This is a genomic window from Alteromonas sp. I10, assembly GCF_003201515.1.
Classification (GTDB): domain Bacteria; phylum Pseudomonadota; class Gammaproteobacteria; order Enterobacterales; family Alteromonadaceae; genus Alteromonas; species Alteromonas macleodii.
The window spans coordinates 74,351-88,697 of the sequence record NZ_QJJN01000012.1; the positions used below are offsets into that span (position 1 = coordinate 74,351).

The 14,347-nt window shown below is 45.3% G+C and carries 16 protein-coding genes; 9 read left to right on the top strand and 7 right to left on the bottom strand.

Features of this window, described 5'->3' with window-relative positions:
- Positions 1–258 precede the first annotated feature (258 nt).
- Both BZA03_RS19000 and BZA03_RS19005 read left to right on the top strand, forming a co-directional pair.
- Complete coding sequence (locus BZA03_RS19000; protein ID WP_014977822.1) at positions 259–678, top strand: hypothetical protein; 420 nt, start codon at positions 259–261, stop codon at positions 676–678.
- 375 nt (positions 679–1,053) lie between these two features.
- Positions 1,054–2,421, top strand: coding sequence for an AarF/ABC1/UbiB kinase family protein (locus BZA03_RS19005; protein WP_110289588.1), 1,368 nt, complete (start codon positions 1,054–1,056; stop codon positions 2,419–2,421).
- Positions 2,422–2,595: 174 nt separating this feature from the next.
- Here the strand turns inward: BZA03_RS19005 and BZA03_RS19010 are convergent, their stop codons facing one another.
- Complete coding sequence (locus BZA03_RS19010) at positions 2,596–2,904, bottom strand: DUF6482 family protein (RefSeq protein WP_014951422.1); 309 nt, start codon at positions 2,902–2,904, stop codon at positions 2,596–2,598.
- A 90-nt stretch (positions 2,905–2,994) separates the two neighbouring features.
- A complete protein-coding gene (locus tag BZA03_RS19015) occupies positions 2,995–3,387 on the bottom strand; it encodes a hypothetical protein (RefSeq protein WP_014951423.1) in 393 nt (130 codons plus the stop codon).
- Between the two features lie 381 nt (positions 3,388–3,768).
- On the opposite strand from BZA03_RS19015, the gene BZA03_RS19020 reads away from it, so the two are divergent.
- From BZA03_RS19020 to BZA03_RS19045, 6 genes are all read left to right on the top strand, one after another.
- The gene (locus BZA03_RS19020) at positions 3,769–4,629 is read left to right on the top strand and encodes a DUF3014 domain-containing protein (protein ID WP_110289589.1); all 861 of its coding nucleotides are present in this window, start codon (positions 3,769–3,771) and stop codon (positions 4,627–4,629) included.
- Positions 4,616–5,200 (top strand): DUF1285 domain-containing protein, encoded by a 585-nt coding sequence (locus BZA03_RS19025; protein WP_061486859.1) that lies wholly within the window; start codon positions 4,616–4,618, stop codon positions 5,198–5,200. Before BZA03_RS19020 ends, BZA03_RS19025 begins: the two co-directional genes overlap by 14 nt.
- A 149-nt stretch (positions 5,201–5,349) precedes the next feature.
- On the top strand, positions 5,350–6,642 hold the full coding sequence (locus BZA03_RS19030; protein ID WP_110289590.1) for an amidohydrolase family protein: 1,293 nt from the start codon (positions 5,350–5,352) through the stop codon (positions 6,640–6,642).
- A 24-nt stretch (positions 6,643–6,666) separates the two neighbouring features.
- Complete coding sequence (locus BZA03_RS19035) at positions 6,667–7,254, top strand: YqaA family protein (protein WP_110289591.1); 588 nt, start codon at positions 6,667–6,669, stop codon at positions 7,252–7,254.
- A 165-nt stretch (positions 7,255–7,419) separates the two neighbouring features.
- Positions 7,420–7,881: a hypothetical protein gene (locus tag BZA03_RS19040; protein ID WP_014951428.1), complete on the top strand. Its 462-nt coding sequence runs from the start codon at positions 7,420–7,422 to the stop codon at positions 7,879–7,881.
- A 25-nt stretch (positions 7,882–7,906) separates the two neighbouring features.
- The gene (locus BZA03_RS19045) at positions 7,907–8,086 is read left to right on the top strand and encodes a hypothetical protein (protein ID WP_014951429.1); all 180 of its coding nucleotides are present in this window, start codon (positions 7,907–7,909) and stop codon (positions 8,084–8,086) included.
- A gap of 22 nt (positions 8,087–8,108) precedes the next feature.
- On the opposite strand, the gene tusA is transcribed toward BZA03_RS19045, so the two are convergent.
- Genes tusA through rph form a run of 3 tightly spaced genes read right to left on the bottom strand, consistent with a single transcriptional unit; the run spans position 8,109 to position 9,771 of the window.
- Positions 8,109–8,369 carry a sulfurtransferase TusA gene (tusA, locus tag BZA03_RS19050; protein ID WP_014951430.1) on the bottom strand — a complete coding sequence of 87 codons (261 nt, stop codon included), beginning with the start codon at positions 8,367–8,369 and terminating at the stop codon, positions 8,109–8,111.
- On the bottom strand, positions 8,359–9,000 hold the full coding sequence (gene pyrE, locus BZA03_RS19055; RefSeq protein ID WP_110289592.1) for an orotate phosphoribosyltransferase: 642 nt from the start codon (positions 8,998–9,000) through the stop codon (positions 8,359–8,361). Before pyrE ends, tusA begins: the two co-directional genes overlap by 11 nt.
- 57 nt (positions 9,001–9,057) lie before the next feature.
- A complete protein-coding gene (rph, locus tag BZA03_RS19060; RefSeq protein ID WP_014951432.1) occupies positions 9,058–9,771 on the bottom strand; it encodes a ribonuclease PH in 714 nt (237 codons plus the stop codon).
- A 301-nt stretch (positions 9,772–10,072) separates the two neighbouring features.
- On the opposite strand from rph, the gene BZA03_RS19065 reads away from it, so the two are divergent.
- Positions 10,073–10,936 (top strand): YicC/YloC family endoribonuclease, encoded by an 864-nt coding sequence (locus BZA03_RS19065; protein WP_014977829.1) that lies wholly within the window; start codon positions 10,073–10,075, stop codon positions 10,934–10,936.
- 158 nt (positions 10,937–11,094) lie between these two features.
- Here BZA03_RS19065 and BZA03_RS19070 read toward each other — a convergent pair whose 3' ends face one another.
- Positions 11,095–12,600: a tryptophan halogenase family protein gene (locus BZA03_RS19070; protein ID WP_110289593.1), complete on the bottom strand. Its 1,506-nt coding sequence runs from the start codon at positions 12,598–12,600 to the stop codon at positions 11,095–11,097.
- Entirely contained in the window at positions 12,578–14,251 is a 1,674-nt protein-coding gene (locus BZA03_RS19075) for a tryptophan halogenase family protein (RefSeq protein WP_110289594.1), read from the bottom strand. Before BZA03_RS19075 ends, BZA03_RS19070 begins: the two co-directional genes overlap by 23 nt.
- Between the last annotated feature and the right edge of the window lie 96 nt (positions 14,252–14,347).

Consider the following 14,347-nt stretch of genomic DNA (forward strand, 5'->3'; position numbering starts at 1 on the left):
GCCCACCCGCATTCCTTGTCAAACGGCAGTGATTGCGGGTGGGCTTTTTTGTTTGCGTGCTTCACGGTGTTCTTGAAGATAATGTATGCCTACCTCAGCCTTTGCCCCCTCTAATTCGAGCGCCGCATTCGAATAGGGAAAATCTAAAACACGTTTTCTAATTGTCGTGTGAGACCGAAGTCGTATAGTCATCTAGGCATGCATGCTCTACCTTAACTATGGACAAACAGTTACTAAATTCAGTTAATGAGGTACATCATGACCCATAGCGCTGCATCACCGTTGCCTTCACAGGTCAAGAAACCCCAATCAAGAAGTGAGCGTAGTGCACGAAAACTACGTGCATCTAAAGCAGCTCAGTGCGCTGTTCAAGCAGAAAATGCACAGCAAACGCAAGATGCCGATGCAAAGAACGTCAAACAAAACAATGCGTTCGCTGATAAGAAAAATATCATGTGGGTGCTGTTAAGTGGCGCAATGGCGCTAACCTTTGTCGTCATGCTGTTTTTGCCAGATACAGGGATGGGCGGCGGCCTTGTTTCCACCTATTCTGCCATGCTTTGGTGTGGCTTTTTTGGTGCAGCACTTTGGCGTTATAGAGCGACAAGTGGCTGGGCTGGGTTTGCTTATGGAAGCGTTGTTGGACTAGTGATTCAATTTATTTCACAGATAATCTAGCACACAGTGTTTTTACAATTGCCTTATGCAACTCGCCTAGTAAGAAAGCGCTAAGCGACTAGGAACGGCAAGTACACATTTCTTTTAAGTATATTATGGGCAATCTAAACGCGGCTTTTAAATCAGACTTCTGTTTAAACAGCTGTCTTATCCGTTGATTGCCCTGTTAGCAGCCTCACTTCCTAAACATTAAGTCCTGTTGATCTTTGATGTACAGCAATGGTCAACAGGTCCTCAATGACTTTTGGCTGGAAACCCGATCCAGACGTTTTGTCCCACAGTATAATTTATAAACTCCAGTTACTTTTTTAGGTTATGTTTAGCCAATAAAAAACCAAACGTTACCCTTTGCCCTTAATAAAACTGAGTGAGCCTATGGCAGAGAAGCCCAATAAATACGCTGAATCACCAACCCGTTCTAGTAGAGCGGTACCATCGTCGCGTTTATCGCGCATAGGCCGCTTGGGCTCATTGGCAGGTAGAATTGCAGGTAACGTAGTATCACAAGGTGCAGGACAACTTTTAAAGGGCGAGAAGCCCGCGTTGTCTTCGCTGCTCTTAACGCCCAAAAACATTTCAAACATTGCAGATCAGCTTGCCAGTATGCGTGGTGCAGCTATGAAGCTCGGGCAGCTTATTTCAATGGATGCAGGAGATTTTCTCCCCGAAGAGCTCGCGGTAATTTTAGGGCGATTACGGGACGACGCTGACCCGATGCCAAAAGACCAGTTAATTGCCACGTTGAATCAGTCTTGGGGCGAAAAATGGCAAGATGACTTACTTTACTTTTCCTTTGCCCCTATAGCTGCGGCCTCTATTGGTCAGGTGCATAAAGTCATTACGATGGACGGTCGGATGTTAGCAGTAAAAGTGCAGTATCCTGGTGTGAAAAAAAGCATAGATAGCGATGTAGACAACGTAGCTACACTTATAAAACTTACTGGCTTGGTACCCAAATCATTAGATATCAACCCGCTTTTACAAGAGGCTAAAGCTCAGCTTCACCAAGAAGCTGATTATGTGCGAGAAGCTGACATGCTCAACCGTTATCGCGCGTTGGTTGAAAGCACCGACATCCAAAACAGGGGGAGTAATGCGTTTGTCATTCCGCAAACCTTTGCTCCCCTTACCACCAGTACCGTGTTAGCGATGGATTTCATAGAGGCGCAAGACTTAGATGCGCTATTAAACGAGCCTCAGGACGTCCGAGATGCCGTGATGACGGCGCTAATGACTTTATTTTTTAATGAAATTTTTCATTTTAAGCTGCTGCAGAGCGACCCTAACTTAGCCAACTACCAGTTTAAACCCGATACAAAAGAAATCGTTCTGTTAGATTTTGGTGCTACACGGGATGTGCCTGACGCCATTTCAGCCCAGTATCAAGCGTTACTCAACAGCGCCGCAGCCAACGATAGAGCGATGATGCAGCAAGCCGCGTTTCGCATAGGATTAATTGACGAAAGCCACTCTCAAGCGCAAGTCGACGCCGTCATAAACATTGGTATGGAGGCGTGTGAAGCGATTCGCTGCGAGGGCGCTTATGACTTTGGACAAAGCGATCTTATTGCAAGGCTTCACGAAAAGGGAATGGCGCTGACTATGGAGCACAATTTTTGGCATACGCCGCCAGTAGATGCTCTGTTTATACACAGGAAACTAGGTGGCTTATTTCTGTTGGCTAAACGATTGAAAGCTAAAGTAGATATGCGAAAGGCTGCAGGCACATGGCTGAATCTATAACCTGCACTTCGTTGGTGTGTTAAGCGAGTAAGAAACTACTTATTACGTAGCTTATATTTCGTTTATATCGGTTTTGCGTTGCTGGGCCATGTTTTACTGTAAAAACGTTACGCTGCGACCTTACGATACTTAATAGAACCCACTTAAAAAAGCTTACAGCGTTCGTACAACAGTCTAGTAAGGCAAATCCATACTGAACGGTAACGCCATCTGCTCTTTACTTTTTGGCGGGTTGCCAATCATTTCATCGTAAGGGGTATCGTGCTTCATTACCGCCTGCTGAACATGACAATGCGCAAAGGCTTCGCGAATGTGGCCGGCACTAAAAAAACGCATGGGCTTATCTTTGTTGTCGTAAAGCATGCCACTTTGACTGCCGATAGTGAGATAAACCAGGTAAACATTCATCTCATACGACTGAACTTCCAGATAATCTATCGCGGTAGGCGACTCTTCAATATCTCGAAAATAGAACTTCTGCATTTTTCTACCTCATGAATCAAGTATGCACCTTGCACGCCCTATATTCTTATTTAATGACGGAAGCTAGGGCGAAAAAGCAGAATATATACGTTAGGCAAGGTGCTCAGGTTCATTAGATAGATCTAGCGGAGGTCGATGGTTTTTAAACCGTACTGCATTTGCCAACACCAGTAAGGATGCAAGAGAGCAGGCACTGTATAGGAACGCCGCCGTTCCCATTCCAGAAGCAATCCATAGTAATGGAAATACCAGCAACCTAGGGCCTTCAACAGCTAAAGCGACTTTCGCTTTAGACAGTATAAAGCCATTTTGTATACTCATAACAATGACAGTCGCTACAGCAATGATCTGATGCTTAGTTGACAAGTTATTGATATTTAAAAGGAGATAAAGCATTACTCCCAGCATGATTAGATGCTGCATAACACTGTAGCGTTTTACTGCTCGGTGTAATTTAGGGTGATACTGTCTAAACTTACTCACGCTAATTATCCTATAAGGGCACATTTAAGTTGAAACGGGGTCGTGAGGCTCGAAATATTCACTAATTATTATAGATAACAACGAGCTAGCATTTGCTTTTCAATGACTAATCAACACATTAGTACACAAACCCAATTTGTTAAACATTTGTTTAAAAATAATTTTTGCATTTACATAATATCGAATGTGAATGAGAAGAAAAAATGAGGGTTTTCCACTAAATTTGTATAAAAAGAAATCGGAAAGTGACTTTTTTACGTTAAAAAGTGTTCAAAATAAGGAATTTACAATCTAAGGGAACATTTCCCTTGATTGATTTTCTAAATTTGGGTGTTATCTCTGGTAGTATTACCAAAAGGATAGTTTTGTAGCGGAGTCATTATGAGCGAATCGTCGGAAAAGAAATCGTTAGGCCCACACTTTATCATTGTAGGCATCCTTCTTGTTGTTATTCTGGCTGTTGTGTTTTGGCCCAGCGACGATGAGCCTGAGCCAGTAGTTACGCCTGAGCCCGAAGTGACTGAACCTGAAGTGACTACGCCAGAAGAGCCTGAAGTATTTGAGCCTACTCAGCCAGCCCCAACAGTAGAGCTTGAGGAAAAAGACGAGGTTGAGCCGCTTCCAGAGCCAGTTGAACCAGAACCGGAACCTCTGGATACCAGCGATCCTGCGGTGAAAGCTTCACTTATTGAGAGTTCGTCTGCGAGCGAAGAAACCGTTAACCGCATGCTGGTTGATGAAGGTCTAATTCAACGCTTTGTGGTGTCGGTTACGAATCTAGCAAATGATGAAATGGCGCCTAATCACCAGTTACTAACGCCACCTGAGCAGAACTTCCGCGTATACTCTCAAGCAGGCAAGCAATGGATTGATGCAGCAAGCTATAAACGTTATACACCATACGTAGATATATTGGAGTCATTCAATAACGAAGCACTGCTTAACATATACGGTATTTATAAAGACGACATTCAGGCGAAGTACGCCGAAATTGGAAGCCCTGACCAAGACTTCAACAGCGTATTGCTAGAAGCGATTGATCAGCTTCTTGATACACCTGAAGTGCCGGTTCCTGTAGAGGTTTATACCGACTCGGTCGCCTACAAGTATGCTGATGATCGTCTAGAGAGTTTAAACGAGCCACAGAAACAACTTCTTCGTACTGGCCCAGATAACATGCGTCGCATAAAGGCAAAGCTACGCGAACTGAAAGTATTGGTTGAAGAGCGTGGATCTAACTAGATTTCAGCAGCAGCTTAAGGGCACGTCGTCAAAAGCGCGCCCTTTACCTCCTGTTGAACAATGGAACCCCGATTTTTGCGGTGACATTAATCTAACTATAGCGCTTGATGGAAGATGGTTTTATGAAGGCAGTCCTATTGGGCGTGCAAGCTTGGTTCAGCTTTTTGCTTCGGTGTTAAAGCGGGAAGGTGAAAAGTACTTCTTAGTTACTCCCGTAGAGAAAGTAGGCATTACCGTTGAAGACACACCTTTTCTTGTAACTCAATGGCATAGAGAACAGGGTGAATCAGCAAGTGACAGCACCTATGTGTTTACCACACAAACAGGCGACATTGTAAGGTTAGAGCGTGCTGATCAGCTCGAACTTCGCGTTCCGCCTAAAGCCATACAAGATCCAGAGGCAACGCCCATTCCCTACCTATGCGTTCGCAGAAACTTGTGGGCAAGACTACATCAAAATGCCTATTATCAACTGCTTGAACAAGCTGATGAAAAACCGGATGAAGCCGGCACGCAATTTAGTATTCAGTCAAACGGCATCACCTTTATTTTAGGTGAAGTAAGCAACTAGCCTACTTTGTTGCTTCTGTCTCTTCGAACATATCAAAACGTAATTCATCTTCAATAAAGCACCGTTAACAGCGCTTTGTTTTGCGTTATACCTCTGACTGCATTACATTCGATATAGTCTATAAAACAATCAACAAGAAGACCTATATCATGAAAAAGCCTCTGATTACGCTGGCTGTTGCCAGTGCCTTACTCTCATCGCCCTTTTCCACTGTAGCCGACACGCTGATTCATGCAGGAAAAGTGTTTACTGGCACATCAAACTCTCTTCAGGAAAATGTGACTATTGTTGTTGAAGACAACATGATCAAAGCGGTAAAAAAGGGGTTTGCTGAAGCCCAAGAAGGCGATACTGTCATCGACTTGAAGACGTCAACCGTTATGCCAGGTCTGATGGACATGCATGTTCATTTGTCTTCTCAACATGGTGGTCCACAAACGTATCTGGAGCGCTTTTCACTAAATGAAGCCGACTATGCATTACGGGCAGCGAACTACGCTAAGATTACGTTAGATTCGGGCTTCACCACAGTTCGCAACTTAGGGGATGGCTACAACGAAACCGTTGCGCTAAGGAACGCTATTAGTAAAGGCTATGCTACAGGTCCGCGAATCTATACCGTTGCCAAATCTATTGCCACTACAGGCGGGCACGCCGATCCAAGTAATGGCTTATCTCATTTACTTCGCCCAGACGTAGGCCCTAAGCAAGGTGTGGTTAATGGCGAAGCTGAAGCCCGTGAAGCAGTAAGAACTCGTTACCAAGATGGTGCGGACTTAATCAAGATCACCGCAACCGGCGGCGTATTGAGCGTAGCTAAAAGCGGCCAAAACCCACAATTCATGACCGATGAATTAGAAGCAATTGTTGAAACGGCAAAAGACTACGGTATGACAGTGGCGGTGCACGCGCATGGGAAAGAGGGAATGAAGCGGGCTATTGAAGCCGGTGTAGATTCTATCGAACACGGCACTTATATGGATGACGAAATCCGCAAATTAATGAAGAAGCACGGCACCTACTATGTACCAACAATACTGGCAGGAAAGTTTGTAGCAGACAAAGCCAAAATTGATGGCTTCTTTCCGGAATTGGTGCGCCCGAAAGCTGCCGCTATCGGCCCGCTTATCCAAAATACGTTTAAACAAGCGCATAAAGCAGGCGTAAAAATTGCTTTTGGTACAGACAGTGGTGTATCAGCCCACGGCGACAATGCGCAAGAGTTTTCATTAATGGTTGAAGCTGGTATGAAGCCTGCCGACGCGCTGCTAAGTGCCACCGTGAATAGCGCGAATTTACTAGGTATCAGCGATATTCTTGGCACGCTGGAAGAGGGTAAGTTGGCTGATATTGTTGCGGTTCAAGGCAACCCGCTTGACGATATATCGCTTATGGAAAGCGTGTCTTTTGTGATGAAAGACGGAGTTGTTTACAAGCAGTAGAGAAAATAAAGTGGTAGGGATTACATGGAACTAGGTAAAAAGGTTAAGCACAAAACCAAAAAACTTGTCGATTCTAAGCATATGTTAAAGGGCATCACTCTTGCCTCATTTTTAGAATCAACCATTGTTCCCATACCACTAGAAGCCGTAATGGTGCCACTAATGCAAGCAAGACGAGAGTCGCTTTGGCAAATTGCATTGATGGCCACCATAGGCTGCGTGATTGGCGCAGTCTTCGGCTATGCTCTTGGCTATTATCTTTTCGATATGGTTGGTCAGTGGCTTATAGATACTTTTTTTAGCCAAGAGCAATTCGACAATGTAAAACAGCAGATGCAAAACCAAGGTTTTTGGTTCGTAATGACCTTAGGTATTGCCCCTATTCCTTTTCAGGTTGCGATGCTTGCAGCAGGTGCAACCCAATACTCACTTCCGCTTTTTCTTTTAGCTACTGTTATTGCACGTTCAATTCGCTATTTCGGACTCGCAGCCGTGGTTTATTACACAGGAGACAAAGCTGAGCAGCTCATTAAGCGCTACAAAATGAAAGCGGTTATTGCTATCACAGTTGCGGTGCTTCTTTTATGGTGGCTTTCAAATTTAATCAGCTAATAAGCTCGCCTGTACTAGTGACTCAAAGCACTTAATAGGCGAGACAAACGATGCCGTTGGTTCACGACAACGTAAATATCAAATCAACCCAATAGATTTTTTGAACTTTACATTTGATAATGATTCTTATTTGCACTAATGTAATAAAAAACAGGAGGTGCTTATATGAATGTTCAGCGGCTATGCCCAGTTTACAAAAAGTGGCTACAGCTAAACCCTTCAAACGCGCGACAGCATCGCTATGCTATGCAAGCGCAGACGCAGCAAGCCCATCAACAGGGCAGATTGGATTATGCGAGAGAGTTAGGCTATCAAACCTTTGAGGCCGCAAAGGTTATCCTTAATGCGCTTCAGCCTACCTCTTTGCAGAAAGTCAGTGTAGTTCAAGAAGACGTACTCGCTTTTTCCACTATGGGAATGTACTTATCTTCTCTGCTTGCCGAAGAACATAGGAAGCGAGAATCTCACGCTATTTTACAAGAATGTCAGCAACAGCTTATTGCCATATTACCCCTGCATGCCACCAATCCTTCTATATGCAGGCTAATCGCGGCCATTCAGCATACCCTTGAGCAAACCTATGTCCCCCAAGCAAGCAAACGACTCGCTTCTGTGGCCGTGCATTAAATACTTTAGATAAAAGGAGATAGTTATGGCGTCGAAACAAATTTCAAGCGAAGACGGCTTTGTCTCATTAAACGTTAGAGCTTCTGTACTTCAAAAAATGCTTAATGGTGAAGTGCTACACATGACAGATATTCACTGTACCTGTTCGCGAAGCAAGCAGGTTTTGAAGCAACTTTTATTGCAGGCTGCTAGCGGCCGCGAATAGAAACAGTAACAAAAAAAGGCGCTCAAGCGCGCCCTTTCTTAATAACGTATTGGTAAGGCATGGTCTCGGTTTGAGACGCAACCAGCGTGTGGTCCATAAAGCGGCAAAAGCTAGGAATATCTCTGGCCGTTGAGGGATCGTCAGCCGTGACCGATAAAGTTTCCCCATCGGCCAGCTTTCGAATATTCAGACGCACCATCATTACTGGCTCTGGGCAACGCAATCCTAGCGCATCTAAATGCTGACTAGCCGCGCTAAATGCGCTGTCAAAATCAGATGCCATAATTTTCACGATAGGTGTTAATGGCGCTGATTTCGCTATCAAACCCGCCTTTCTCGGTCAGATAAGCCACGACATCGGCAAGCGATACAATAGAGATAACCTGAGTGCCAAAGTCGCGCTCGACCTCTTGAATAGCTGACAGTTCGCCATTACCGCGCTCTTGTCTGTCTAGCGCAATCAGCACGCCAGACAAGCTAGCCTGCTGTTGCTCGATTAAGGTCATCGATTCGCGAATAGCCGTACCCGCAGTGATCACGTCATCCACCAGCATAACCTTACCTTCTAGTGGGCTGCCAACTAGATTGCCGCCTTCACCGTGGGTTTTCGCTTCTTTGCGGTTGAAGCAATAAGGGACATCAAGCTTGTGGCTATCGGCCAATGCAACGGCTGTTGTTGTCGCAATAGGAATGCCCTTATAGGCTGGACCAAAAAGTACATCGAACGCAACGCCTGTGTCCATTAACGCATCAGCGTAAAAACGCCCCAACTTAGCCAAATCGCCACCGCGATTAAACAAACCGGCATTGAAAAAGTACGGGCTAACGCGGCCTGACTTTAAAGTGAATTCGCCAAATTTAAGTACGCCACGTTCAATGGCAAACTCAATAAAATCACGCTGAAACGCTTTCATGATGACCTCTTAATTTCTAATTTACGCGTTGGTTCTAACTACGTGTCGATGACTCGCTTACGCTAGCGCCGCTTTTTGAATGTCGAACAATTCACGTAAACCGTGCTTACCAATTTTCAGCATCTCGTCAAGCTCTTCAAACGAGAACGGTTCGCCCTCTGCAGTACCTTGAACTTCAATCAGCTTGCCGGTTTCGGTCATTACAATGTTCATATCTGTTTCTGCCTCAGAGTCTTCGGTGTACTCAAGGTCAGCGATTGGCGTACCTTCGTAAATACCTACTGAAAGGGCGGCAATCATATGTTTAAGCGGGTTAGTTTTGATAATGCCTTTTGCACGCATGTAAGTAAGTGCATCAACAAGAGCTACACACGCACCGGTAATTGACGCTGTACGCGTACCGCCGTCGGCCTGAATAACGTCGCAGTCTAACGTAATGGTGTTTTCGCCCAGAAGTTTTAAATCTACCGCTGCGCGTAGTGAACGCGCAATTAGACGCTGGATCTCTAACGTGCGGCCGCCTTGTTTACCGCGCGCCGCTTCACGGCCGCTTCGCGTATGAGTAGCACGTGGAAGCATGCTGTACTCAGCTGTAATCCAGCCTTTCCCTTGGCCCTTCATAAAGCGTGGCACACCTTCTTCTACCGTCGCATTACACAACACCTTAGTGTTACCAAACTCTACAAGAACAGAGCCTTCTGCGTGACAAGTGTATTGGCGAGTAATTGTAACAGGGCGAATTTGACTGGCGGTTCTGCCGCTTGGACGCATAGTGTTCTCCACAACGTAAGTGCTTAAAAAAGGGTAGCGTTTTACAGGTTTTATTGGCGATATGTGAATAGAAAGCCCAATTCGCGGTCAAAACCTATAAATTCGATGTAGCTACGAAATTGCGCCTAAGTATAACGCAATACCCGCGGCCGTTAAAAACGAACTTTACATGTTTGCTTATTGAATTACGTAAATGTGCGCTAATATACAAAATACAAGAAAACCTGCTGTAGATATTCACGTATACAACACGACGTTCGGGTTGTTTTTGCAGGCTTTCAGTTAAATTTAAAGGATATTTATGATTTACAGCATGACAGCGTTTGCACGCGTAGAAACCAAAAAAGAGTGGGGCTCAGCCGTGTGGGAAATACGCTCGGTCAACCAACGCTTTTTAGAAACTTACTTTCGCCTGCCGGAACAGTTTCGCTCATTGGAGCCGGTTTTACGTGAACGATTCCGTAAAAAGCTAGCCCGAGGTAAGGTGGAATGTGCGCTGCGTTTTACTGCCAACGATGCTGCTGTAACTAAGCTAAGCTTAAATGAAGAGTTGGCTAAGCAAGTGCTTCACGCCGCTGACTGGGTGCAATCCCATGGCCAATCCACGGGGGTTAACCCACTAGACGTTTTGCGCTGGCCTGGGGTAATTGCAGCGGAAGAAGCCGATATGGACGCCATCCACGCTGACGTAATGGCCGCGTTCGACCAAGCTCTTAACGATTTTATCAGTGCCCGCGCTACCGAAGGTGAAGCCCTTAAAGGTATGATTACGCAGCGCCTTGACGCTATAGAAGTGGAAGCTGAAAAAGTAGCCGCGCGTATGCCTGAAATCATGGTGTGGCAGCGAGAAAAAGTGCAAACCCGCTTTGAAGAAGCAAAGGTTGAACTTGATGCAGGCCGTTTTGAACAAGAAATGATCATGCTGGCGCAAAAAGTAGACGTAGCAGAAGAGTTAGATCGTCTGAATGCTCACGTTAAGGAAACCCGTAATATCCTTAAAAAGGGTGGAGCAGTAGGCCGCCGTCTTGATTTCATGATGCAGGAGTTTAACCGCGAATCAAACACGTTAGGCTCAAAGTCTATCAGCACCGACATCACACAATCGGCGGTTGAACTTAAAGTCCTGATTGAGCAGATGCGCGAGCAAATTCAGAATATTGAGTAATTAAAAGCAGACTCAAACTCATTCAATAATTAACACCAAACCCAGCTTTCTAGCTGGGTTTGATACTTCTGTAGGGCGTTTGGTAGCTCGTCAGTTACGAGCTGATTGAGTCACTGTTGACGCGCTACCTGCCGCCAACATCTAACGCTTCTAATAACTCATTTCAGATACTGTGTTAAGAAGGCCTCATGCGAGGGGAGTTTAGCTACGTGATTATCCACCTGCTGCTTTAATCCTGCCATAAACTGCTTAAGTGACTGTTCACTCATTTCATCGGCAACACGATGATACTGGCTAGGTGTCATGCCTTGGCCCATTAATACCTGGGTCCAGGAATCAACACGGAAAATATCTCCGTCATCTAAAAATACACGGCCAGATTCAGCAAACAAATCCAATTTATGTTTAAGAGAAGACGGAATGTCCATGCGTTGACACTGCTGCCAAAAGGGGCTGTCCTCGCGCTGTGTCACCTTGTAATGCATAACAATAAAATCGAGTATGGCCGACATTTCGCTATCAAACTTATTATTGTATTCGTCGATTGCGCTTTGGGTGATGCCATCAAAAGGAAATAGGCGCATTAAGCGTATGAGGCCAGTCATGATTAGATGGATACTGGTCGACTCTAAAGGCTCAATAAAGCCACTGGATAGCCCTAGCGCTACGCAGTTTTTATTCCAACCGCGCCTGCGTTTTCCAGGAGTAAAACGAATCACTCTCGGCTCATTAATGGGCGCGCCTGTCACCTGCGATTTAAGTGTATTGATGGCGTCTTCATCGCTCATAAATCGGCTACAAAATACCAATCCATTACCCATTCGTTCTTGAAGAGGTATTTGCCAGCGCCAACCGGCCTGGTGTGCCACACTTTTGGTGTATGGCACGGGTGGGGCAGTAAGCTCAGTTTGCATGGCCACCGCACTATCGCAAAAAAGATAGTGTCGCCAATCGTCGTAACCGGTGTGAAGGGCTTGTTCAATAAGCAGTCCTTTAAAGCCTGTACAGTCTATGAAAAAGTCGCCATCTATGACTTCATCGCTTGCTAATCGAAGGGACTGGATGTTGCCTGATTGCGGGCATACTACGACCTCTTCTATATCTCCTTCCTTGTGAGTTACCCCAGCATCACACGCTAGAGACTTTAAAAATCGACCGTAGGCAACAGCATCAAAATGATAGGCAAAGTTAAGCGGCATGGCTTCTGATGTGGCGAACTTGCTCTGTTTAGCGGCAATAAGTTCCGGGCAATAATCACCAAATTCACCACCAAATCCGTATTCTTTAGCCCTCAGCCAAAAATGGTGAAACTCGCCAGCCCAACACTCTCTTCCGGTTATACCAAAAGAATGAATATAGCTGTGACCTTGTTCACGCCAATTTTCAAACTCAATACCCAGTTTGAACGTGGCTTGTGTGGCACGCATAAATGCTTTTTCGTCAATGCCAAGCAACTTGTGAAATGTTCTAATAGGCGGAATAGTCGCCTCGCCCACACCTACAATACCAATATCTTTCGACTCGACTAACGTAACGTTTATTGACTTACCCAAAAGCCGTGACAGCGCTGTGGCCGCCATCCATCCCGCAGTACCGCCACCCGCAATAACAACGTTCTTAACGGGCGTTTGATTTTTACTGCTATCTAAACCCGATACGGTCATAAGAGGCGTCCTTTTTATCTGAAGTATTTTTTATGTCATTACAACTCGAAGCTGAAGCGTGTTTGTTCTTTTCACGTTGAACAAGCGAGGGCACGTGTTGTTTTTCATTGTTGTAGCGCTTTGCAATATCATTGAGCAAAACTCTGTTAGACGGCAATCCCTGCAGATAAGCGTTTTTAGTTTGTTGTAAGGTTTCGCGAATGTGAACTGCTTTACGCTTATGCTCTTCATTTAGCCGTAAAGGCGATGTAGAAGAAGAAAAGCCCATTCCATACAGTACATACTGATAGCTAGCAGAGGGGAAAATCTCTTCGTTCTCGATAAGATCTAAACGTGAAGGGCTTTGATACTTCCACAGTTCAAGCAATTCAGCGAGGGAATCGGGTATGGACGCCTTATCTCTTTGCGCTAACCAATACGGCTCTTCTCTATCGCTTAAAGCATAATGTAGTTTTAGAAAGTCGATAACGCGCTGCCAGCGATATGCAAAGCGCGAGTTGTAGCGCTTACTGACTATTTCCATGTGTGCTTTGTTTTGCGGAAAAGCCTCACAGAGCATACGTAAGCCAAGCTCGACCATGGCAATGGCTGATGCTTCAAGCGGTTCAACAAACCCCGAAGACATACCTAAGCTCAAACAGTTTTTTACCCAAAACTGTGATCTATAGCCAGGCTCAAAGGAGAGTGTACGAAAAGAAAGCTCTGCATCTTGTGCACTAGGGTAACGTTCACGAACATAGTCAATCAGCACCTGCTTTGCTTGATCTTCATCTGTGAATTGAGAAGAGTAAACTAGGCCTACACCTCGGCGGTGCTGCAACGCAATATCCCACGTCCACCCACAGGTTTGTGCAGTGGCCACTGTGGTACTTTTTATTTCAGCATCTTCGTTTGAATAAGGCACTTGAAGCGCAACGGCGCGATCGTTGAGCATTGTGCGCTTAACCGGTACCCAGGGAATAGTAAAGTGTTCCTTGATAAGCAAGCCCCTGCTGCCAGAGCAGTCGATAAATAGATCGCCAACTATTTTTTCCCCGTCCTTTGTTGATACGCTTTCAATATCCCCGTTTTGATGAGAGTGAACACTGTCAACATGACCAACGACATGAGCGACATTTAACTTGTCTACGCAATGATTTTTTAACAGCTCAGCAAGCTTTGTGGCGTCGAAATGGTAACCGTAATTGAGCACATGGGCGTAGTCCGGCGTAGCAATTTGCTTTGGCGCCTTGCCTGCGGCACACATGGCGGCTTGTAACGAAAACACATCTTCGTACGATGTGTTTGGTGCGATTGATTTCCAACATGTATAAATATCGAGCTCGTTGTAGCCTGTTGGAACGGTAAATGGATGATAATAGCAGTGCCCGCCTTTACGCCAATTAACAAAGCTGGAGCCTTGCTTGAAAGCGCCATGACACAGCGTTAAGAATTCCGTTTCACTAATACCAATATCAAGAAGGGTATCGCGCAGTGACGGCCAAGAGCCTTCGCCCACTCCTAAAGAAGGGATGTTGGGTGACTCTATCAAGGTAACGGTGTGATTCGCGCTTAGTTTTGCGGCAAGTATCCCTGCTGCAAGCCACCCAGCCGTACCACCACCGACAATGACGACCCGATGCATACTGCTATGACTTTCGTTATCACTCATACGTTAAGAACCACGATATGCCCCACTGCACTTCTACAAACATGTTCAGTCGTTTTTCTGGTTACTATTCAAACAGCACTATGACAAAAAAACCCG

Coding starts and splice junctions, on each gene's coding strand:
- BZA03_RS19000 (WP_014977822.1), top strand. CDS start 259: ATGACCCATAGCGCTGCATCACCGTTGCCTTCACAGGTCAAGAAACCC.
- BZA03_RS19005 (WP_110289588.1), top strand. CDS start 1,054: ATGGCAGAGAAGCCCAATAAATACGCTGAATCACCAACCCGTTCTAGT.
- BZA03_RS19010 (WP_014951422.1), bottom strand. CDS start 2,904: ATGCAGAAGTTCTATTTTCGAGATATTGAAGAGTCGCCTACCGCGATA.
- BZA03_RS19020 (WP_110289589.1), top strand. CDS start 3,769: ATGAGCGAATCGTCGGAAAAGAAATCGTTAGGCCCACACTTTATCATT.
- BZA03_RS19030 (WP_110289590.1), top strand. CDS start 5,350: ATGAAAAAGCCTCTGATTACGCTGGCTGTTGCCAGTGCCTTACTCTCA.
- BZA03_RS19035 (WP_110289591.1), top strand. CDS start 6,667: ATGGAACTAGGTAAAAAGGTTAAGCACAAAACCAAAAAACTTGTCGAT.
- BZA03_RS19040 (WP_014951428.1), top strand. CDS start 7,420: ATGAATGTTCAGCGGCTATGCCCAGTTTACAAAAAGTGGCTACAGCTA.
- BZA03_RS19045 (WP_014951429.1), top strand. CDS start 7,907: ATGGCGTCGAAACAAATTTCAAGCGAAGACGGCTTTGTCTCATTAAAC.
- tusA (WP_014951430.1), bottom strand. CDS start 8,369: ATGGCATCTGATTTTGACAGCGCATTTAGCGCGGCTAGTCAGCATTTA.
- pyrE (WP_110289592.1), bottom strand. CDS start 9,000: ATGAAAGCGTTTCAGCGTGATTTTATTGAGTTTGCCATTGAACGTGGC.
- rph (WP_014951432.1), bottom strand. CDS start 9,771: ATGCGTCCAAGCGGCAGAACCGCCAGTCAAATTCGCCCTGTTACAATT.
- BZA03_RS19065 (WP_014977829.1), top strand. CDS start 10,073: ATGATTTACAGCATGACAGCGTTTGCACGCGTAGAAACCAAAAAAGAG.
- BZA03_RS19070 (WP_110289593.1), bottom strand. CDS start 12,600: ATGACCGTATCGGGTTTAGATAGCAGTAAAAATCAAACGCCCGTTAAG.
- BZA03_RS19075 (WP_110289594.1), bottom strand. CDS start 14,251: ATGAGTGATAACGAAAGTCATAGCAGTATGCATCGGGTCGTCATTGTC.